21 protein-coding genes and 1 pseudogene are annotated in these 19389 nt (G+C 68.2%); 10 read left to right on the top strand and 12 right to left on the bottom strand.

Annotated features, from left to right (window positions below; genetic code table 11):
• Positions 1 to 1413 carry an NAD(P)(+) transhydrogenase (Re/Si-specific) subunit beta gene (locus NA3_RS00400; protein WP_062961601.1) on the top strand — a complete coding sequence of 471 codons (1413 nt, stop codon included), beginning with the start codon at positions 1 to 3 and terminating at the stop codon, positions 1411 to 1413.
• 211 nt (positions 1414 to 1624) lie between these two features.
• Positions 1625 to 1942 (top strand): hypothetical protein, encoded by a 318-nt coding sequence (locus NA3_RS00395; protein WP_062961600.1) that lies wholly within the window; start codon positions 1625 to 1627, stop codon positions 1940 to 1942.
• A 6-nt stretch (positions 1943 to 1948) separates the two neighbouring features.
• Here NA3_RS00395 and NA3_RS00390 read toward each other — a convergent pair whose 3' ends face one another.
• A complete protein-coding gene (locus tag NA3_RS00390; RefSeq protein ID WP_084490792.1) occupies positions 1949 to 2455 on the bottom strand; it encodes a MarR family winged helix-turn-helix transcriptional regulator in 507 nt (168 codons plus the stop codon).
• A 59-nt stretch (positions 2456 to 2514) separates the two neighbouring features.
• Here NA3_RS00390 and NA3_RS00385 point away from each other — a divergent pair, with 59 nt between their 5' ends.
• Positions 2515 to 3951, top strand: coding sequence for an MFS transporter (locus NA3_RS00385; RefSeq protein WP_062961599.1), 1437 nt, complete (start codon positions 2515 to 2517; stop codon positions 3949 to 3951).
• A 6-nt stretch (positions 3952 to 3957) separates the two neighbouring features.
• Here the strand turns inward: NA3_RS00385 and NA3_RS00380 are convergent, their stop codons facing one another.
• The 4 genes from NA3_RS00380 to NA3_RS00365 are packed head-to-tail and all read right to left on the bottom strand — an operon-like array spanning position 3958 to position 6302.
• Entirely contained in the window at positions 3958 to 4242 is a 285-nt protein-coding gene (locus NA3_RS00380) for a hypothetical protein (protein ID WP_062961598.1), read from the bottom strand.
• Positions 4243 to 4251: 9 nt separating this feature from the next.
• Positions 4252 to 4554: a hypothetical protein gene (locus NA3_RS00375; protein WP_062961597.1), complete on the bottom strand. Its 303-nt coding sequence runs from the start codon at positions 4552 to 4554 to the stop codon at positions 4252 to 4254.
• The gene (locus NA3_RS00370; protein ID WP_063917250.1) at positions 4555 to 5976 is read right to left on the bottom strand and encodes a hypothetical protein; all 1422 of its coding nucleotides are present in this window, start codon (positions 5974 to 5976) and stop codon (positions 4555 to 4557) included.
• A 5-nt stretch (positions 5977 to 5981) separates the two neighbouring features.
• Positions 5982 to 6302, bottom strand: a complete 321-nt coding sequence (locus tag NA3_RS00365; RefSeq protein WP_062961595.1) for a hypothetical protein — start codon at positions 6300 to 6302, stop codon at positions 5982 to 5984.
• A gap of 407 nt (positions 6303 to 6709) precedes the next feature.
• Between NA3_RS00365 and NA3_RS00360 the strand changes: the two genes are divergently transcribed.
• The 3 genes from NA3_RS00360 to NA3_RS00355 all read left to right on the top strand — a co-directional run bounded on the left by NA3_RS00360 (position 6710) and on the right by NA3_RS00355 (position 7630).
• Positions 6710 to 6937 carry a hypothetical protein gene (locus NA3_RS00360; RefSeq protein WP_128145096.1) on the top strand — a complete coding sequence of 76 codons (228 nt, stop codon included), beginning with the start codon at positions 6710 to 6712 and terminating at the stop codon, positions 6935 to 6937.
• Between the two features lie 115 nt (positions 6938 to 7052).
• Positions 7053 to 7211, top strand: a complete 159-nt coding sequence (locus tag NA3_RS36570; protein ID WP_157126517.1) for a hypothetical protein — start codon at positions 7053 to 7055, stop codon at positions 7209 to 7211.
• On the top strand, positions 7199 to 7630 hold the full coding sequence (locus NA3_RS00355) for a DUF4254 domain-containing protein (protein WP_062961593.1): 432 nt from the start codon (positions 7199 to 7201) through the stop codon (positions 7628 to 7630). Before NA3_RS36570 ends, NA3_RS00355 begins: the two co-directional genes overlap by 13 nt.
• Positions 7631 to 7701: 71 nt before the next feature.
• Here NA3_RS00355 and NA3_RS00350 read toward each other — a convergent pair whose 3' ends face one another.
• From NA3_RS00350 to NA3_RS00340, 3 genes are all read right to left on the bottom strand, one after another.
• The gene (locus NA3_RS00350; protein ID WP_062961592.1) at positions 7702 to 8490 is read right to left on the bottom strand and encodes an SDR family oxidoreductase; all 789 of its coding nucleotides are present in this window, start codon (positions 8488 to 8490) and stop codon (positions 7702 to 7704) included.
• Positions 8491 to 8561: 71 nt separating this feature from the next.
• Entirely contained in the window at positions 8562 to 9137 is a 576-nt protein-coding gene (locus NA3_RS00345) for a TetR/AcrR family transcriptional regulator (protein ID WP_062961591.1), read from the bottom strand.
• 9 nt (positions 9138 to 9146) lie between these two features.
• Positions 9147 to 10502, bottom strand: a complete 1356-nt coding sequence (locus NA3_RS00340; protein WP_062961590.1) for an MFS transporter — start codon at positions 10500 to 10502, stop codon at positions 9147 to 9149.
• 354 nt (positions 10503 to 10856) lie between these two features.
• On the opposite strand from NA3_RS00340, the gene NA3_RS00335 reads away from it, so the two are divergent.
• A complete protein-coding gene (locus tag NA3_RS00335) occupies positions 10857 to 11318 on the top strand; it encodes an acyl-CoA thioesterase (protein ID WP_227995368.1) in 462 nt (153 codons plus the stop codon).
• Here the strand turns inward: NA3_RS00335 and NA3_RS00330 are convergent.
• From NA3_RS00330 to pdhA, 3 genes are read right to left on the bottom strand one after another with little or no spacing between them, the layout of a single operon-like run.
• Entirely contained in the window at positions 11315 to 12700 is a 1386-nt protein-coding gene (locus tag NA3_RS00330; protein ID WP_062961589.1) for a dihydrolipoamide acetyltransferase family protein, read from the bottom strand. The two genes, NA3_RS00335 and NA3_RS00330, sit on opposite strands and share 4 nt — an antisense overlap.
• Before the next feature lie 24 nt (positions 12701 to 12724).
• The gene (locus tag NA3_RS00325; RefSeq protein ID WP_062961588.1) at positions 12725 to 13705 is read right to left on the bottom strand and encodes an alpha-ketoacid dehydrogenase subunit beta; all 981 of its coding nucleotides are present in this window, start codon (positions 13703 to 13705) and stop codon (positions 12725 to 12727) included.
• Complete coding sequence (gene pdhA / locus NA3_RS00320) at positions 13702 to 14838, bottom strand: pyruvate dehydrogenase (acetyl-transferring) E1 component subunit alpha (RefSeq protein ID WP_084490772.1); 1137 nt, start codon at positions 14836 to 14838, stop codon at positions 13702 to 13704. Before pdhA ends, NA3_RS00325 begins: the two co-directional genes overlap by 4 nt.
• Positions 14839 to 15015: 177 nt before the next feature.
• On the opposite strand from pdhA, the pseudogene NA3_RS00315 reads away from it, so the two are divergent.
• The 3 genes and pseudogenes from NA3_RS00315 to NA3_RS00305 all read left to right on the top strand — a co-directional run.
• Positions 15016 to 15498: pseudogene (locus NA3_RS00315) on the top strand (Lrp/AsnC family transcriptional regulator); the annotation flags it as partial.
• A gap of 248 nt (positions 15499 to 15746) precedes the next feature.
• Positions 15747 to 16901 (top strand): benzoate/H(+) symporter BenE family transporter, encoded by a 1155-nt coding sequence (locus NA3_RS00310; protein WP_062961781.1) that lies wholly within the window; start codon positions 15747 to 15749, stop codon positions 16899 to 16901.
• A 62-nt stretch (positions 16902 to 16963) separates the two neighbouring features.
• The gene (locus tag NA3_RS00305) at positions 16964 to 17779 is read left to right on the top strand and encodes a sulfurtransferase (protein WP_062961780.1); all 816 of its coding nucleotides are present in this window, start codon (positions 16964 to 16966) and stop codon (positions 17777 to 17779) included.
• 12 nt (positions 17780 to 17791) lie between these two features.
• On the opposite strand, the gene atzF is transcribed toward NA3_RS00305, so the two are convergent.
• Complete coding sequence (gene atzF, locus NA3_RS00300; protein WP_062961586.1) at positions 17792 to 19384, bottom strand: allophanate hydrolase; 1593 nt, start codon at positions 19382 to 19384, stop codon at positions 17792 to 17794.
• Positions 19385 to 19389 lie beyond the last annotated feature (5 nt).

Below are 19389 nucleotides of genomic sequence, written 5' to 3'. Positions count from 1 at the left end.
ATGGATAATCTGGTCAATATCCTTTATATCGTCGCGTTCTCGCTGTTCATCTACGGTCTGATGGGCTTGACGGGCCCGAAGACCGCGGTGCGGGGTAACTGGATCGCGGCGGTCGGTATGGGCATCGCGGTGATCGCGACGTTCATCTCCATTCGTGACACCTCGAACTGGATCATCATCATCGCGGGCCTGGTTGTCGGTGTGGCACTGGGTGTTCCGCCGGCGAAGTTCACGAAGATGACCGCGATGCCGCAGCTGGTGGCCGCGTTCAACGGTGTCGGTGGTGGCACGGTCGCGTTGATCGCGTGGTCGGAATTCCTCAACAGCAAGGGCTTTTCGCAGCTGCACGAGCAGCCCACCGTGCACATCGTGATCGGTTCGCTGTTCGCGGCGATCATCGGCTCGGTGTCGTTCTGGGGCTCGCTGATCGCGTTCGGCAAGCTGCAGGAGATCCTGCCCGGCCGCCCGATCGGTCTCGGCAAACTGCAGCAGCCGGTCAACCTGCTGCTGCTCGTGGGCGCGGTCGCCTCGGCTGTGGTGATCGGTATCGGCGCGACCAAGGATGGTGCGCCGTGGTGGTGGATGGTGCTGCTGCTGGTGCTGGCCGCGGTGCTCGGTTTGATGGTGGTGCTGCCGATCGGTGGCGCGGACATGCCCGTGGTCATCTCGCTGCTGAACGCCCTGACCGGTCTGTCGGCCGCGGCCGCCGGTCTGGCGCTCAACAACACCGCGATGATCGTGGCCGGCATGATCGTCGGCGCGTCGGGCACCATCCTGACCAACCTGATGGCCAAGGCGATGAACCGCTCCATCCCGGCCATCGTGGCGGGTGGTTTCGGTGGCGGCGGCGGTGCCGCGGCGGCCGGTGGCGGTGAGCAGAAGCAGGCCAAGGCCACCAGTGCCGCGGATGCCGCGATCCAGATGGCCTACGCCAACCAGGTCATCGTGGTGCCCGGCTACGGTATGGCCGTCGCGCAGGCTCAGCACGCGGTCAAGGAGATGGCCTCGCTGCTGGAGGCCAAGGGTGTCGAGGTCAAATACGCCATCCATCCGGTCGCGGGCCGGATGCCCGGGCACATGAACGTGCTGCTGGCCGAGGCCGAGGTCTCCTACGACGCGCTCAAGGAAATGGACGACATCAACGGCGAATTCTCGCGCACCGACGTGGCGTTGGTGATCGGCGCCAACGACGTCACCAACCCCGCCGCGCGTGAGGACTCCTCGAGCCCGATCTACGGCATGCCGGTGCTCAATGTCGACCAGGCCAAGAGCGTGATCGTGCTGAAGCGGTCGATGAACTCCGGCTTCGCCGGCATCGACAACCCGCTGTTCTACGCCGACCACACCTCCATGCTGTTCGGCGACGCCAAGAAATCCGTCGGCGCCGTCACCGAAGAACTCAAGGCGCTGTAACACCGGAGGTCCTCCACCCCATCGGTGGTGGCGCAGGTTCGACCCGAAACGGCCCGCAGCACATCCGCTGCGGGCTGTTTCCGTTCCTTTCTGTTGCGCTTTCCGGGCAACGGCGGGCGCGCGCCAGTTCCCAGCGGCGTGGGGCGGACTAGAGTGGCCCCCAGAGCGCGGTGGTGTCGGGAGCGTGGCACAACAGCCGGAAGGGGCCGAGATGACAGTGCGGGAGCGATTCGATCTGCCCGCGGTGGGCGATGATTCGGCGATCTACGGGACGCCGTATCAGACTCCCGAGGGCGCCACGGTCATCCCGGTGACGCGCCCCGGCGGAAAATTCCGGCGCGCCCGGCCGCTGGGCGTCTTCGTGATCCAGGACGGGAACACCGGCTGGCACGCCGTCACCGACGACACGGCCATCGCGCTGCTGGGCATCTTCGTCGGTTTGGTGGCGACGACGCTGTCCTTGATCGCGGTCGTGCGGAATCCGCCGTGGCCCGACGTCACCATCCGGATCGACCGCAAAGAGCGCTGACGAGAATCATCGCCGCCAGGCGTCGGTGCGCTCGGCATTGTCGAGAAACGCGTCGACCATGCGGTGGTTGAGCGCCGCGAGCAGACGCAGATCCTCGGTGGACCAGTCCGCCAGCGCCTCGCGCATGTGGCTGCGGCTCACCGCGCGGATCGCGTCGACGGTGGCCCGGCCCTCGTCGGTGATGCGCACGCGCTGTGCCCGGCGGTCCTCCGGATCGGTCACCCGGTCGACGTAGCCGGCTCGTTCCAGGCGCTGGATCTGGCGCGTGACATGCGGCGCCTCCACGTCCAGGCAGGCCGCGAGTTCCCCCATGCGCATGGGCTCCGCGGCGTCGGCGAGCATCCGCAGCAGTGGCACGTTCGCGCGGTCGAGGTTCACCCCGGCCGCGGCCACGGTGCGATCGTGCCGTCTGGCCCGGGTGAGCAGGTGCGCTATCCGGGTGAGGGCGCGCTCGAGCTCCACGATGTAGTCGGCGTCGACCACCGATTCGGGACTTCCTTCGGAACGCGGCACAGGGTTATCCTACTACCCAACTTACTTAAGTTAGGTAAGTATAAAGATAGGGAACTCAGATGACATCGACCGTCACCGGCCGATCCACCGGAACCGATTCCGACACCCGTGCGCCGGCGCACCTGGTGGTGACACTGCTGGCGCTGTGCGCGGCCGGACTCGTGGTCTCGCTGCAGCAGACCGTGGTAATTCCGTTGCTGCCCAGGCTGATCGGGCAACTGCACACCGACGTCGCGGGCGTGACCTGGTTGTTCACCGCCGCGCTGCTCACCGGAGCCGTTGCCACACCGCTGCTTTCACGCTTCGGCGACATGTACGGCAAGAAGCGCATGGTGATGTTCTGCATGGGACTGCTGATCGCCGGTTCGGTGGTCTGCGCGGTGGCGAGTTCGCTGGGCGTCTACATCGTCGGCCGGGCGCTGCAGGGCACGTCGTCGGCGCTGATTCCGCTGGGAATCGGCATCATTCGCGACACCTTCCCGCGCGAACGCCTCACCACCGCGATCGGCGTCATCAGCGGCACCATGGGCGTCGGCGGCACCGTCGGCATGCTGGTGACCGGTGTCATCGCGGACAAGACCACCGATCCGCATCCGGTGTTCTGGATGACCGCGGTGCTGGCCGTGGTCGCCACCGTGCTGGTCGGGGTGAGCGCCAAGGACGTCGGGCAGCGCCACGGCGGGCAGCCGGACTATCTGGGCGCGGTCCTGCTCGCCGGTCTGCTGGTGTGCCTGCTGCTGGCCATCAGCGAGGGGCCGCGGTGGGGCTGGGGAGAGACCAGCGTGATCGGCCTGTTCGCCGCGGCCGCGGTGCTGGCCGTGGTGTGGGTGCTGGTGGAACGCAAGGTCGCGCAGCCGCTGGTGCGCCTGCCGCTGTTGGTCGGCCCGCGTTCACTGTCGGCCAATATGGCCTCGGCGCTGCTGGGCTTCGCGATGTTCGGCTCCTTCACCCTGATCTCGAACTTCGTGCAGACCCCGGCCGACAAGGTCGGCTACGGTCTGTCCGGGTCCATGCTGGCCGTGGGTCTCTACGGCATTCCCAGCTCCGTGCTGATGACCTTCTTCTCCTTCCGCGCCGGGCGCATCGTCGCGCGCATCGGCCCCGCCTTCACCCTGGCCATCGGCGCGGCCTTCGCCGGTGCGGCGACCGGGTGGCTGGCGTTGTCGAATGCGCACGGCTACGACATGGTCATCTCGAATACGCTGCAGGGCATCGGCTTCGGGATCGGCTACGCGGCGCTGGGAACGCTTGCCGTTCAGCATGTTCCGATGAGCGAGAGCGGAATCGCCAGCGGGATCAACTCACTCGTGCGCACCGCCGGTGGCAGTATCGCCGGCGCCATCACGGCCTCGATCCTGAGCGCTCTCACCATCGGCCACACCGGCGTGCCGTCGCTGCACGCCTACGTGATCAGCTTCGCCGTGCTGAGTGCCGGGGCGTGGCTGGCCGCGGCCGTGGCACTGGGCAACGGCCTGCGGCACAAACACGAACGGTAGCGGTCGTCAGGACAACCGTCCCAGTGCGGGGAGCAGCACAAAGCAAGCGGCAGTGCCGACCAGCGCCACCGCGATGCCAGTGCAAAGCTGTCGCGCGCGCCCTCCGCGAGCGCAGAGCACGGCAGCGGCGATCAATTCGATCACGTACAGCAGGACGAGCGCGATGATCAGGTATCCGTTGATGAAGAACGGAATCACGTTCAGCGTGAGGCAAACTGCCGCCCCTCTGAATGACAGCGGGCCGAACCAGGTTTCGCGCCTGTGCTGCGGATCGGAGCGTTCTCGGGTCACAGGACGCTCCTATCTGGTCGCGAAATAGAGGCATCCGATGATGACAGACGACCCGAGCCATATGCCCGCGGTGGTCACCGCGGCAAGAGCTACGCCGCGGACGGGCCCCCGCGCCTTCCATCGAAGGAGCGAGGCGATGAGGGCACCTACCACCGAGGAGGCGAGACACGAACCGAAGATCGTGCCGTCGGTGTCCGAGTGCATCACCCGCGCCACGATCATCATGACCACCAGCTGCAGCAGAAAGAAGCCCGCGACGCCCCAGGTGGCGAGGCACCAGAACCGCGCATCTTCCGACGAAGAGGGCGTCATTCAGGCCGTCCCTGCGGGTATCCGCTGCACTGGGGCGGTGGGCGGCGCCGTGACCGGACCGAACGAGGCCGACGGCTTAGGATTCCCTGGCACGTCGTAGCGGTCGTTCCAGTCGGTGAACGGACCGAAGGCCGCACCGCCCACGCCGATGTCGTGGTGAAACGGCAGATTCATGGCTGGGCCGAGTGAGCTCCCGGATCGAGCCGGGTCCAGCGCGATCGTTTGCGTGCGACCATCGGGGGTGTCTTGATACACCTCCAATGATGGGTAATCGGTGCGCGTCCCGTTCACTTGGACCCCGTTCGGACCGGGCTGGAACACCAAATCGCCGTTGACCGTGACATCGTGGCCATCCAGGCCGGAAGGTTTGGTCATCCAAGAGGGCGGCAATGGGTTACCCGCGTCGTACTGGATGCGGACCGACCCGTCCGGGTTCTGCCACACCTTGCCGTCCGGCGCACCAACTTTGACCTCGCCCGGGCTGCCGTCGTTGTTCTCGCGGACAGACGGGTTCTGGCGCATGACGACGATGCCGTTCTCGTAGTCGACATACGTAGTGACCTTCGTATGTTCGGGATCGAAGTTCGGGTCGGCCGTTCGATTGTTCCCCAAGTCGCGAGCGCCGGGATTGAGATTGAGCGGGTTGGGGTCCGGGTCGGAGACGTCACGTTGCTCGATGTACTGAGACGATCGGACCACCCCCTGCCCAGGAACGGGCGTGATCTTGACGACACGGATCTCGGGCCCGACTCCCTTGAACTCCGGGGTATAGCTGTTCGGGTTCAGGGCCTCGGCTGTATTCCAGTCGGATGCGGTTGTCGGCGGACGTCCGAACAACTGCTGGAACGCCGCGGCAGAGGTACGGATCCGATCCGGATCGGCACGGGAATCCATCGATTTGAAGCTCTGATCGGCCACCTTGATCGCCGTCAAGGTAGTCGTCGATGCCATCCTCGTCAGTTCGTCGTTGGCCGTGGCAATGGCGGCGCTCCATTGCGCGTCGGCGGTTCGGAGGCTGGCGACCAGTCCCGGCAGGCGAGAAAGCTGCACGCCCGCTTCGGAATTCGGATCTTGTATTCCGGTTGCGCTCCAGTCGTCCGCGACGGCAACCGGCGGGACGACGTAATGCTGAAAGATCGTCTTGATTTCCGCTATCGGGTACTGAAGGTCGCGAGCTGCGCCGGCGCAGGCGGCACTGAGGTCATCGTATGCGGTGGCAATCGCTCGCATCTGAGTCTGTTCGCGGTCGGCTTTGTCTTCGGCGGCTCGGGCCGCCGCGCCTTGCCACGCCAGATCGTCGTGGATGGTCTTGTGCAGCGTGCCCGCTACTTTGACGATGGCGTCGGCAATCTGGCCGGCCCGGTCGGCGACGCCCTGCAGGCCCGAGGTATCCATGGCCAGCACTTCTTTCGGAGTCGGCATGCCGGCTACCGGCCCGCGTGCGGGTCGCCGGAATTCAGATCCGCGACAGCAGCGAGGCGCTGAGCGGCGTCTTGGTCGTTGCCGTGAAAGCTGTCTGCACACGTCACCAACAGGGCCGAGAACTCGTTGAAGCGCGCCTTCAGAACGTCCTTGGCTTGCGTACTTGCCGCATTGGACTTGCCGAGTTCGGTCCCTACCGACAAACCCGCGAGCAATTTCGCCACCGGATCGGCGTCGAGTTTCGGCGCATTGTCGACATCGGTCGGTAGTAGCGCCAACTCTCCCGCCGCGGCCCGCAGTCCGTCCGGGTTGACTTGAAATGTCATTTTCCCCTCCTCGTGTCAGCATAGGGCAGGGAAGCGGGTCTCGCTGTGGATGACGACTGCGACGACCGAGCGCACAGTTCGGGTCAGTAGTACTCCCGCACGTCCCCCCTTGCGTTCTCGAACACATCGTTATCCCGGATCTTGAACTGCACGCTTCGATCGGGGCGGGGCGCAGGATCGCCGTATTGCCCGGTCCGGGACAGCATCGTTGGCCGGGCCGAGTTGATCCGGCCGAATCGTTTCGGCACCTTCGACGTCGAATACGATTGCAGCAGAGAGGGTTTGCCGATCCGCTAGAATCACCCGGTGTCGTATCGGCATGCGCGGTCGGTGACGGGTTGGCCGAAGCGGGAAGCATCGCGTACGCCTGCTATGGGCAGCGTCCAGGGCGAGACGCTGAGCGTGAGTTGGCCAAGAAGATCGGCAAAGACTTCGCGCGCGCAGTCGATCAATGGCCGGATTTCGACACGTGGCGATTTGTGAGGAACGCGCCTGTCGGTCCGGTTGCGTCGCAGACCGTGGTGAAGCTTCAGCGGACGTTTGGCCCCCAATCCGCGCGGCCGCTCACGATTCGGGTCTTCGATATCGACAAGCTATGGACAGACATCGTTGCCACACTCGACATGCCGTCCTGAACGAACTCTTCCCCGGAGCGCCGGGCATCGCAAACGTGGAGCTGGCGGATCTGATTCCATTGCTGGACACGCTCGATACCACGAGTTCGGCCTGTTCCGGCTCAACGTGTCGATCGTGGCGGCGGGTGCGGCGATCGCACTGCCCTCGCCGACGGCGGCGTCGGTGCGGCACCGCCGCTGGATCGTCGCGCCACGCGACAGTTTCCGGCCGGCCGAGGAGGCGATCCTCGACGCGGTCGCCGCCTGCACGGGTGGATGGTCATGGACCCGATAGCTTCCCTGCCACCGAAATATCAACTGCTGCAAGCATGTCGCGGCGATATCCGCGCCGGTCACCCGCTCCTGCACGGCGCGCACCGGCTCGCTGTCCTGCACGCCCAACGGCGGCACTGTGACCGCGACGGCGCCGATGCCGTCGACCGGGCCAGAGAACTGCTCATCGCCGAACTCGATCACTGGATCACCGGCCGCTTCCCACCCGCGCACGGCGCCGCATCGATTCACACCGAAACCTTGGGCTCGGTCATCGACCGGCTCGCCTACTACACCGCCAGTGTCGATGCGGCGTTCGCCGAGGCGCGCGCCGCGGAATTACGGTATCTGTGGAGAAAGCTCGGCGAGCTGGCAGTTGCCTACTCCGATCTCGTCACCGACGTTCAGAGCGGCCTGCGCCGCTTGCCGGGCTGCAGTTGACCGATTGGGCGTGGCTGGCCGCGGCCGTGGCGCTGGGCAACGGCCTGCGGCACAAGCACGAACGGTAGTGGTCAGGCGACTTTCAACGTTCCGCCGTCGATGATGTAGTCGGCGCCGACGATATTGCCGGCCCGGGCGGAGACGAGGAAGGTGACCAGCGCGGCCACCTCCTCGGGCTCCGAGATCCGCCCCGAGGCGATGCCGAAATTCTCGCCGATGCCCGCGAGCAGGTCTTCGTGCGAGATACCTTGCGCCGCAGCGAGTTTTCCGCCGAATCCGTTCGGGTCCCGCCACAGCGGAGTGCCCACGACACCGGGGGAGACGGTGTTGACGCGCACGCCGCGCGGGGCCAATTCCTCACTGAGGCGTTTGCTCAGCGAGGTGAGCGCGGCTTTCGCCTCGCTGTAGCCGATCGGCCCGGCCGCGGGCAGGCGCGAGTTGATCGAGGAGATGTTCACGATCGAACCGCGGCGTTCCAGCAGGCTGGGAAGCGCCGCGCGCGTGGTCCAGATGGCGCTGAACAGATTGAGGTCGAACAGGGTTCGCCACTGTTCGTCGGTGATGTCGGTGAATGCGCCCAGTCCCAGCCGATCCGCGTCGCCGCCACCGACATTGTTGACGAGGATGTCGATGCCGCCGAGGTCGCGCAGCGCCGAATCGATCAGCGTGGTGGCGCCTTCCGAGGTGCCGAGATCGACCGAATAGGCGGCGACACCGGCCTTTTCGAGTTCAGGCGTGACGGTGCGCGCCCCGCCGACGACCAGTGCGCCCTCGGCGGTCAGCGCCTCGGCGATCGCCAGTCCGATGCCACGGCTCGCGCCGGTGACGACGGCGGTCTTACCGGTCAGTTCGAGATCCATGAGCTTCCCTTTCTTGAACTTCGGGTCAAAAATTGAGGTGGAAAAAAAGGGCCGCGGCAGCGGCCCGGACATCAGAGTGTGGTCAGTGCGGTCTCGATGATGCGGTGCAGGGATTCCGCATCGCTGGTCTTGGCCATGACGCGCAGTCCCACGATGGTGTTCATCAGGAATTCGGCGGCTGCCCGCGGATCGACGTCCTGCGCCACGTCACCGTCGCGTCGCCCCCGATCGATCCGATCGGCCAGTGCGGTCATGGTGTTCTCCTGCATGGTCCGGACCGCCTTCGTGATCTCCGGATCCTGCGCGGAGAATTCGGTAGCGGTGTTCACCGCCAGGCAGCCACGCCGAACAGGCTGTGCGACATCGGAATCCACCAGAAATCGCATGAAGGCGCCGATGCACTCCCGTGCGGTCCCCGGCCGCGCCATGAACCCCCCGGCCACTTCCGAGCCCATCCGGTCGTAGCGGTCCAGCACCCGCTCGAACAGCTCCCGCTTGCTGCCGAACGTGTTGTACAGACTCCCCTTTCCGATCCCGGTCGCCTCGGCCAGCTGCGCCGGCGAGGTATTCGCATACCCATGGGTCCAGAACGCGTCCAGAGCCCGATCCACCACGGTCTCGGTCTCGAAGTTACGCGGTCTGCCCATGCCCCCACGCTACGAGTTTTTGTCCTCTAGGTCAACAACTCGGTTCGTGTCCCCGACGGTCCCTGCGAACCAAGCGCAGAGCAGGACGGCTATCAGGGGGAAGGTGAAGGCGAGGGTGAGGGAGGTGAGTTGGGCGAGCCAGCCGATGACCGAGGGGCCGGCGAGGAAGCCGAGGTAGCCGAGGCCGAAGACCTTGGACATGTCGGTGGCGGCCGTGGCGGTGCCCAGATTGCCTGCGGCGGTGAAGATCTGGGGGACGCCGCCGGCGAGGCCGAGGCCGGCGAGGATCCAGCCGGCGAGGCTCAGTGGCAGCCACGGCGAGGCCATGATGACGGCGAGACCGGCGGCGCCGAGGACCGAACCCCAGCGGACCACGGCGATGCGGCCGAAGCGTTCGCTGACGCGGTCCGCGGTGAAGCGGCCGACGGTCATCGCGATGGAGAACGCGCCGAACGACAGGGCGGCGGTGGCGTCGCCGACCCCGAGATGTTCGTGCGTCTGCAGGGCGCTCCAGTCGTTGGCCACGCCCTCGGCCATCAGGAGGGCGAAGGCGATGGCGGCCAGTGCCAGGACTTTCGGCGGGAGCCATCGCCGGATGCGTCGCCGCACGGCGGAATCGCTACCGGCTCGCGAACCCGAGGTCGCCGCGCCGGCTCCCCGACGTGCCGTGGCCGATTCGGTCACAGCCACAACATGTCCGGCCGCGTGGCCCGGGACCGCCGCCGCGGATTCGGCGACTGCGGCTGCCGGCTCGACGTGCGAGGTCGCGTGCGGGCGGGGGAGCAGACTCGGCACACTGGCCAGCATCACCAGCAGGCCGAGCACCGCCGCGACCGCGAAACTCGCCCGGATATCGGCGCCGGCGTGCATGGCCGCCGCGCCGGCGAGTGAGCCGACCAAGCCGCCGCAGGAGAACAGCGCGTGGAACGCCGCCATGATCGGCCGGCCGTAGACCCGCTCGACCTGCACCGCCTGGGCGTTCATCGACACGTCGAGCGCGCCGTTGCCGAAACCGAAGAGCGCGAGCGCGATGCCGAGCTGGATCGGCCCGGTCGCCCACGCCGGCGCGCTCACCGCCACGACCAGCCAGCTGACGGCGGCGCCGACCAAGGTCCGGCTGCCGAAGCGGTCTGCGAGCGGGCCCGCCGCCTGCATACCGACGATGCCGCTGCCCGCCATCACCAGGATCAGTAATCCGAGAGTTCCGTGCGAGACCCCGGTGCGGTCGGTGATGACCGGAATGTGCACCACCCACATCGCGGCCAGGAACCCGTTGAGCGCGAAGGTCGCGAACACCGCTGCCCGCGCGCGGCGAGCAGCCGGAGCAACCGTCCCGCGCCGGGTCGTCTCCACCGATGAATGCATCGACTCGACGGTACCGGGCGCACACCGATTGTTCACCGCACGAGAGGCCGTGCCGGGCCGTGCGGCTCGGCACGCGGAACCCCTTGGGGCCCAACACCCGAAGCGCCTGACCCGAGGGTACGACTCCGGAGCGGAGGAGTGCGTCGAAGCGTCGTTGATTCGGCGGCGCCGACCGCGGTCGGCGGCTCCCCGTATCCCGGACGATCACGGCATCGTCGACGTCACCGCACGGGCCCCGGATGTAACCGGTTTCGATTCGAGTGTATGACCTACCACCGACACGTTTCTGCGCCGCGCCGGGTTCACTGCCGCCTCGGCCCGCGTCGTTCCGGTCGCGTCACTATTGTCGGGGCGGTGACCACACAGCAGGACTATCCGGTGCTCTGGCCGGTGCCGACCCGATGGGCCGACAACGACCACTACGGCCACGTCAACAACGTGACCTACTACTCGTACTTCGACACCGCGGTCAACGCGTGGTTGATGGCCGCGACCGGCACCGACATCCGGGAACTGCCCGCGATCGGCGTGGTCGCCCAGACCTCGTGCCAGTATCTGGGCTCGCTGAGTTTTCCCGACCAATTGCGGGTCGGACTGCGAATCAGCCGCCTCGGACGCTCCAGCATCACCTACGACCTGGCGATCTTCCGCGTCCTGGACCCCGGCACCGCCGCCGACACCGTGGGTGAAGACCTGGAGCTGGCCGCCACCGGCACCTTCGTGCACGTCTACGTGGACAACGAGACCCGCAAATCGGTGGAGATCCCGGCGATCATCCGCCGCGCCGCCGCCGCTCTGGTGACCGACGAGACCTAGACCCGGCCCAGCAGGGTCAGCGGATCCTCGAGCAGTGAGGCCACCGTCGACAGGAACCGCGCGCCGAGCTCCCCGTCGATCATGCGGTGATCGAAGCTCACACCGAGCGTGGTGATCCACCGGATCGCCGGTTCGTCGCGGTACACCCACGGGCGTTTCCGGATCGAACCCAGGCACAGAATCGCGCCCTCACCCGGATTGACCAGCGGCACACCGGTATCCACACCGAAGACACCCACATTGCTGATGGTGAAGGTGCCGCCGCGCAGATCGGCCGGGGTCGCCGAGCCGGCCCGTGCCACATCGGCGAGCCAGCCGATCTCCCGGCACAGTTCGCGCAGGCTCAGCGACTGCGCCTCCTTGATGTTGGGGACGAGCAGCCCGCGTTCGGTGGCCACGGCGATGCCGAGATTGACGTAATGCTTGGTGACGATCTGATTGGCTTCGGCGTCCCACCAGGAGTTGATCCCCGGGAATTCGGCGATCGCCGCCAGCGTCGCCTTCGCCACCAGCGCCAGGGGAGTGAGCGACAGGCCGGTGAAGGAGTCGGTGCTGCGCAGATGGTCGAGCAGTTCCATCGAGGCGGTGAAATCGGTGGTCACGAACGCGCTGGCCTGCGGAATGGTGCGGGCGCTGGTGGTCATGGCCGCGGCGATGCGCTTGCGGACGCCGCTGACCGGGGTGCGGGTCTCGCGTTCGCTCGGCGTCGGCCGGATGACGCCGCCGTCGGGCCGCATGGTGGGCACCGGTGGCGCGGCCGGGCGTGGCCCGTCGGCGGCTTCCTCCTCGGTCCGCACCCGGCGCGGCGGCGGCGATACCGGCACCGCGTGGCGCACGTCCTCGACCGTCACCGCTCCGCCCGGACCGGAGCCGGCCACGAACGCGATGTTGATACCGAGTTCGCGAGCCAGCTGGCGGGCGGCGGGAGTGGCGGGCGGGCGGCCCGGGAACTCCGGCGGGATCTCCTCGTCGCGCGCCGATGTGGCCGAATGTGGCTTCGCCGCACCGTTTTTCGACACGGAGCGACGCCGGGTGGGGGCCTCGGCGCCGGGGCCGTAACCGACCAGCACCGACGTGCGGCCTTCGGGGGCCGATGCGGCAGCGTCACCGGCCGCATCGGTACGCACTCTGATCAGCGGTGCGCCGACCGCCACCGTCTCCCCGGGCCGGGCCAGCAGCTCGGCGACCTGCCCGGCGAACGGACACGGTAGCTCGACCTGCGCCTTGGCGGTCTCCACCTCGGCGATGGTCTGGTTGAGTTCGACGGTATCGCCGACGGCCACCGACCAGGAGATCAGTTCGGCCTCGGTCAAGCCTTCCCCGAGATCGGGCAGCCGGAACTCGAGTATGTGATTGTTGTCGTCCACAGCAGCGTCTTCCAACGGGCACCTCTGTCCGAACTGGTATCAAGCGGCGAACGTTCGATCGACCGCGTCGAGAATGCGATCGGGGTCTGGCATGTGGTGCCGTTCGAGCTTAGCCGGGGGATACGGGATGTCGAAGCCACCGACGCGCAGGACCGGCGCCTCGAGATAGTAGAAACACCGTTCGGCGATGCGGGCGGCGATCTCGGCGCCGAGCCCCGCGAAGACCGGCGCCTCGTGCGTGACGATCAGCCGGCCGGTGCGGCGCACCGATTCCTCGATGGTGTCGAAATCGATCGGCGACAGGCTGCGCAGATCGATCACCTCGAGCGAATGCCCCTCTCCGGCCGCGATTTCTGCCGCGGTCAGCGCGGTGGCGACCATCCCGCCGTAGGCGACGATCGTGGCGTCGTGGCCCGATCGGCGGATGCGTGCCCGCTCCAGCGGGAGCGGATCCGCGTCCAGCGCGGCGAAATCCAGATCGGCCTTGTCCCAGTAGCGCCGCTTCGGCTCGAAGAAGACGACCGGGTCGTCGCACGCGATCGATTGGCGCAACAGCCGATACGCGTCCTCGGGCGTACTCGGCGACACCACCCGCAATCCGGCGGTATGCGCGAAATACGCCTCCGGCGACTCCGAATGATGTTCGACCGAACCGATTCCGCCGCCGAAGGGAATCCGGATGGTGATCGGGGCGCGGACCTTTCCCTGGGTGCGGTAGTGAATCTTGGCGACCTGGGAAACGATCTGGTCGAAGGCCGGGTAGACGAATCCGTCGAACTGGATCTCGCACACCGGCCGGAAACCGCGCAGTGCCATGCCGAAAGCCGTTCCGATGATGCCGGATTCGGCCAGCGGCGTATCGATGACGCGATTGTTGCCGAAGTCCTTCTGCAGCGTGTCCGTCACCCGGAAGACACCGCCGAGCCGCCCGATGTCCTCACCCATCAGCACGACTTTCGGATCGTCCTCCAAGGCCCGGCGCATCCCCGTGTTCAGCGCGTTCGCGAAGGTGGTGATCATGCCCGTACTCCTTCCTCGAAACCCGCCAGGTATCCGGCGTACTCGTCGCGTTCGGCGGCGATCAGGGGATGCGGGGTGGTGTAGACGTGCTCGAACAGCTGCATCGGATCCGGATCGGGCATGTCGATGGTCGCGGTGCGGACCGCCGCGGCGACCGCGTCGGCACGTTCGGTGACCTGCCGTTCGAAGTCGCTGTCCCACAGGCCTTCTCGTTCGAGCAGCCGTCGCATGCGGTCGATCGGGTCGCGGCGGCGCCACAGTTCGGTTTCCGCGGCGGATCGGTAGCGGGTGGGATCGTCGGCGGTGGTGTGCGGGCCCATCCGATAGGTGATCGCCTCGATGAACGACGGCCCGCCACCGGCGCGGGCGCGGGCGACGGCCTGGCGGGTCACCGCCAGCACGGCGAGCACGTCGTTGCCGTCGACCTGCACGCCCGGAATGCCGTATCCGTAGGCGCGCCGGACGATGGGAGTCTGGCTCTGCAGCTGCACCGGCTCGCTGATCGCCCAGTGGTTGTTCTGGCAGAAGAAGACCACCGGCGCGCTCCAGGAGGCGGCGAAGCCGAGCGCCTCGGCGATATCGCCCTGACTGCTGGCCCCGTCGCCGAAGTAGGTCAGCACCGCGATCTCCGCGCCTTCCAGATGCGCGGCGTAGGCGTAACCGGTGGCGTGCAGGCCCTGAGAGCCGACGACGATGTTCGGATTGGTCATGTTGATCTCGTCCGGATCCCAGCACGAATGCGACACGCCCCGCCACAGCCGGGTGATGAGAGTGGGATCCACACCGCGGCAGTAGGCGACACCCGCCTCGCGGTAGCTGCAGAAGACGTAGTCGTCCTCGTGCAGCGCGCGGGCCGAGCCGATCTGCGATGCCTCCTGCCCCAGCAGCGGGGCCCACAGACCCAGGTGGCCCTGCCGCTGTAGTGCGGTGGCCTCGACGTCGATGCGGCGGGTGACGACCAGGTCTTCGTAGAGTTCGCGAAGTTCGGCCGGACCGACATCCGCGACCACGGCCGCGTGCTCGCGGTCGAGGACACGGCGCCCGTCGGGCTGGACCAGTTGTACGGGATAGGGGTTCGTCCCGGTGTCGTTCCCGGTTGTGGTGTGGTGCGTCGTGGTGTGGTGCACAGCCATCACCTCCTTGTCGCCGCGTACGACGGGGTCTCCGTCCCTCGCGATCCGGCACTGCTCTTCGCCAGCTGTGTGCTGTACTTCACAGCATCCACGATTGAGCGTGATGCGCAAGTGGCGACACGCGAACTGCGCAGAATGCTCGATCAGAAGGGGTCCCGGACTGTCATACTGCGTTACATGCCCAGTGCCGAACCCGCTCCGGCGACTATCGACGCCACCGACGCCCGGCTGCTGCTGGAACTGGTCGCCAACCCTCGTGCCACCGGGGTGGAACTGGCCACGCGGCTGGGGCTGTCCCGCAACACCGTGCAGGCGCGGCTGGCCCGGTGGGAGGCGGCCGGTGTGCTGGCCGGATTCGAGCGGCGGGTGGACCCCCGCGCCCTCGGCTACCGGCTGGCGGCCTTCGTCGCGGTCGTGGTCGATCAGCATCGGCTCGCCGACGTGGTGGCCGAACTCGCCGAGATACCCGAGGTGACCGAGGTGTGCGGCACGACCGGACAGACGGATCTGACCGTTCGCGTGGTCGCCCGCGACGCCGACGATCTGTATCGCATCACCGGCGCGATTTTGAAGATCGCGGGCGTGCAGCGCACCAATATGGCGCTGGTGATGCAGCAGTTGGTCGGACCGCGCACCGCGCCGCTGCTGCAGCGCCTCGCCGGAGCCGACGAGCCGGCAGGATCGCGACAGGACGCCGGGCGAAACGACGCGGGGAGATCCGATCCCGGGGAGAATTCGGTCCAGTTCCGGCGCACTGGCCGCTGACGGCAGGGCCGGCCGCCCGCGAAGATAGCCCGGTGACTGCCACCGCCGATTCCGCATCCCGCCCGCCCGCAGTTACCGAGGCGCAGACGGAACTCCCGGCGGCGGTCGAGGGCGAGCCCGGCCCCGCGGGTGCGGGACAGGCGATCGGCGCGGGCATCATCGCGGCACTGGTCGGCTTCACCAGTTCGTTCGCGGTCGTGCTGGCCGGACTGACCGCGGTCGGCGCGACGCCGGCGCAGGCCGCCTCGGGCCTGCTGGCCGTCTGCGTCACCCAGGCGGTGGGCATGTGGATCCTGAGCCGGCGCTACCGCATGCCGATCACCCTCGCCTGGTCGACTCCCGGTGCGGCGCTGCTGGCGGGCGCCGGTGCGGTAACCGGCGGCTGGCCCGCGGCGGTGGGGGCGTTCGCGGTCACCGGGATATTGATCGTTCTCACCGGTTGCTGGTCCCGGCTGGGCCGGCTGGTCACCGCGATCCCGGTCGAGATCGCGCAGGCCATGCTCGCCGGCGTCCTGCTGCCGTTGTGCCTGGCGCCGCTGCGAGCCCTGACCACCTCGAGTGCGGTGGTGGTGGCGCCGGTGCTGGTGGTGTGGGTGGTGCTGCAGCGGTACGCGCAGCGGTGGGCGGTGCCCGGGGCCTTCGCCACCGCGGTGGCGGGCGCGGCGATCACGATGGTCGCCCGGCATCGTTCGATTCCGGTCGCCGATCTGGTGCCGAAGCTGGAAATCACTGTGCCGCACTGGAGTTGGCAGGCGATCATCGGGATCGCGATACCGCTGTACGTGGTCACGATGGCCGCGCAGAACATCCCCGGCGTGGCGGTCATGAGCTCGTTCGGCTACCGGGTGCCGTGGCGGGCGTCGATGACGATCACCGGACTGGGGACCATCGTCGGCGCGCCGGCGGGCGGGCATGCGATCAATCTGGCCGCGATCAGCGCGGCGTTGGCGGCCGCGCCGTCGGCCCATCCCGATCCGCGGCGACGCTGGGTGGCCACCATGGCCGCTGGGGCGTCCTACCTGGTGCTGGCCCCGGCCGCCGCGGCGCTGGTCGCCCTCGCCGCCGCCGCGCCCGCCGGTGTGCTGGAAACCGTTGCCGGACTTGCCCTCGTCGCCACCTTCGCCGCCGCCCTCACCGCGGCGCTCGGGGTGGCCGAACACCGCGTCGCGGCCACGGTGACCTTCCTGGTCTCGGCCTCCGGGATAGCGGTGTTCGGCATCGGCGCCGCGTTCTGGGCGGTGGTCGCGGGCCTGGTCGTGCGATGGATGCTGACCCGCCGGGACGCGCCCGTGTCGTAGGCTGACACGTGTTCGCGTCACGGGTACATCTGTTGACTGAGGAGCCGGGCTTGACCGCGGTACTGATCTCTCCCGAGGAACTCCGGAAATCGCTGGCGGACAGCGAGAGCCGGATGCATCTGCTGGATGTGCGATGGGCGCTGGGCGATCCCGACGGTCCCCAGCACTATCTCGCCGGCCACATTCCCGGCGCGATCTTCGTCGATCTGGAGACCGAGCTGGCCGCCCCGCCGTCTCCGGCGCACGGCCGCCACCCGTTGCCGACGCTCACTCACCTGCAGAAATGTGCCCGCAGCTGGGGGCTGCGCACCGGGGAGCCGACGGTCGTCTACGACGCCACCGGCGGCATGGCCGCCGCGCGGGCGTGGTGGCTGCTGCGCTGGGCGGGCCTGCGCGACGTGCGCATTCTCGACGGCGGCCTGCCGGCGTGGGAGCGCGGCGGCGGCGATCTGGCCGTCGGCGCCGAACCCGACCCGACGCCCGGCGACGTGGTGCTCACGCCCGGCAACATGCCGGTGGTGGAAGCCGACGAGGTCGCGGGCTGGCGGGGCGCGCTGCTGGACGCGCGGGCCGGGGAACGCTATCGCGGGCAGGTCGAGCCGATCGACCCCCGCGCCGGCCACATTCCCGGCGCGGTGAGCCTGCCGACCGCGGAAAACCTCACGCCCGAGGGCACTTTCAAGTCTCCGGACCAGTTGCGGGCGCGCTTCTCCGACCTCGTGTCCGGTCCGGTGGCGGTCTACTGCGGTTCCGGGGTGACCGCCGCGCACCAGATCGCGGCGCTGTCGGTCGTGGGAGTGTCGGCCGCGCTGTACCCGGGTTCGTGGTCGCAGTGGTCGTCGGATCCGGAGCGCCCGGTCGCCACGGCGCTGGATTGAGACGGTCGCCGATCAGCCCACGGCCCCGGCCGCGAGGGCCGCGCGCCAGTCGCCGTATTCGCTGATGTCCTTGCCTTCGGCGGCGGCGCTCCCATCACATCCGAATGCGGTGTGCCAGGTGCCGTCGTCGAGTTCGACGGCGCCCAGTTGCATCGGCGCCGGTAGTCCGGCGAGGAAGCGGCCGAGGGCGGCGGGGGAGAGCAACCAGCGCTCACCCGCCACGGACACACCGCCCTCGCAGCGGGTCACCGCGGGTTTCGGTGGTGTGGTGTCCAGGGCGGCGAGGCGATAGGCCGCGGCCGTGCGGACCGGTCCGGCCCAGCGCGCGCCGAGTGCGTGCAACTGGTGTTCCAACGGCTGGCCGCGCAGATGCGCCCCGAACACGATCAGCTCGCACACCGGCGCCACCGTCAGTGGCCACGGCCGCGTGATCTCCGCATCGCCGGTGATCGAGACGGCGATGTCCAAGGCCACCGCATCCTCGAACGGCCGCGCGAAAACCGTGACACCGAAACGGGATTCGCCCGCCATCCCGGCGGGCACGGCCACGGCACACAGATCGAACAGATTGCAGAAGTTGGTGTAGGTGCCCATGCGGGAGTTGATTCCGATCGGATCCGCCTCGACCTGTGCGATGGTCGGATGCGTCGGGGTGGTCGGCGCGAGCAGGGCGTCGGCGCCGCTCAGGCTGTCCATCGCGAGGGCGCGCAACCGCTCGAGTTCGGCGCGGTCGGTGACGAGCCGATGCGCCGGAATGTCGCGGGCGGCCCGGATGATGCTCGCGACGGTGGGGTCCACGGCATCGGGTCGTGCGTCGATGAATTCGCCTACCGCGGCGTATCTTTCGGCGACCAACGCCCCGTCGTAGAGCAGCCGGGCCGCGGCCAGGAACGGTGCCGGGTCGATCTCCACGATGGTCGCGCCGCGCTGCCGGAGCGCGGTGACGGTCCGGTCGAAGGCCGCCCGCCACACCGGGTCCAGGTCCGGCAGCTCGGCGAAGATCGCGACGGTCGGGCGCGGCGGCGCCGCCAGTCTGGTATCGGCGGGCCAGGCGCGTCCGGGCGCACCGGCGGCCATCACCGCCATCGCCTGATCGGCCCGTGCCGGGTCGGCGGCGAAGATCGTCACGCAATCGTAGGAACGGCAGGCCGGGACGACCCCCTCGGTGGAGACGACGCCCACGGTCGGTTTGATACCGACGATGCCCTGCAGCGCCGCCGGAACACGCCCCGACCCCGCGGTATCGGTGCCGATGGCGATATGGGCCGCACCGGTCGCGACGGCCACCGCCGAACCGGAACTCGAACCGCCCGAGATGAATGCGGGACGCCGCGAGTCGGGGACGGGTCCGTAGGGCGAGCGGGTGCCGACCAGGCCGGTCGCGAACTGATCCATATTGGTCTTGCCGGCCACGACCGCACCCGCGGCGCGCAGGGCCGCGACCGCGGGCGCATCGCGGTCGGGCAGATAGGAGTAGTCCGGACAGCCGGCGGTCGTCGGCAGGCCGGCGACGTCGACGTTGTCCTTGACGGCCACCCGCAGACCCGCCAGCGGGCCGGTGCCCTGCGGACCCGGGTCTTCGGATCGGTGAATCCAGATGCTCATATCGG

Origin of the sequence: Nocardia africana NBRC 100379 (assembly GCF_001612635.1) — a bacterium.
Classification (GTDB): domain Bacteria; phylum Actinomycetota; class Actinomycetes; order Mycobacteriales; family Mycobacteriaceae; genus Nocardia; species Nocardia africana.
The sequence above is the reverse complement of the archived record's forward strand: the minus strand, read 5'-3'. Positions and strand labels throughout refer to the sequence as shown.

Excerpts from the sequence above, each read along its gene's own strand:
- NA3_RS00325 (WP_062961588.1), bottom strand. The coding sequence starts at position 13,705 with ATGATCACCACCTTCGCGAACGCGCTGAACACGGGGATGCGCCGGGCC.
- NA3_RS00375 (WP_062961597.1), bottom strand. The coding sequence starts at position 4,554 with ATGACGCCCTCTTCGTCGGAAGATGCGCGGTTCTGGTGCCTCGCCACC.
- NA3_RS00400 (WP_062961601.1), top strand. The coding sequence starts at position 1 with ATGGATAATCTGGTCAATATCCTTTATATCGTCGCGTTCTCGCTGTTC.
- NA3_RS00370 (WP_063917250.1), bottom strand. The coding sequence starts at position 5,976 with ATGCCGACTCCGAAAGAAGTGCTGGCCATGGATACCTCGGGCCTGCAG.
- NA3_RS00365 (WP_062961595.1), bottom strand. The coding sequence starts at position 6,302 with ATGACATTTCAAGTCAACCCGGACGGACTGCGGGCCGCGGCGGGAGAG.
- NA3_RS00385 (WP_062961599.1), top strand. The coding sequence starts at position 2,515 with ATGACATCGACCGTCACCGGCCGATCCACCGGAACCGATTCCGACACC.
- NA3_RS00395 (WP_062961600.1), top strand. The coding sequence starts at position 1,625 with ATGACAGTGCGGGAGCGATTCGATCTGCCCGCGGTGGGCGATGATTCG.
- atzF (WP_062961586.1), bottom strand. The coding sequence starts at position 19,384 with ATGAGCATCTGGATTCACCGATCCGAAGACCCGGGTCCGCAGGGCACC.
- pdhA (WP_084490772.1), bottom strand. The coding sequence starts at position 14,838 with ATGGCTGTGCACCACACCACGACGCACCACACCACAACCGGGAACGAC.
- NA3_RS00355 (WP_062961593.1), top strand. The coding sequence starts at position 7,199 with ATGGACCCGATAGCTTCCCTGCCACCGAAATATCAACTGCTGCAAGCA.
- NA3_RS00345 (WP_062961591.1), bottom strand. The coding sequence starts at position 9,137 with ATGGGCAGACCGCGTAACTTCGAGACCGAGACCGTGGTGGATCGGGCT.
- NA3_RS00350 (WP_062961592.1), bottom strand. The coding sequence starts at position 8,490 with ATGGATCTCGAACTGACCGGTAAGACCGCCGTCGTCACCGGCGCGAGC.
- NA3_RS00340 (WP_062961590.1), bottom strand. The coding sequence starts at position 10,502 with ATGCATTCATCGGTGGAGACGACCCGGCGCGGGACGGTTGCTCCGGCT.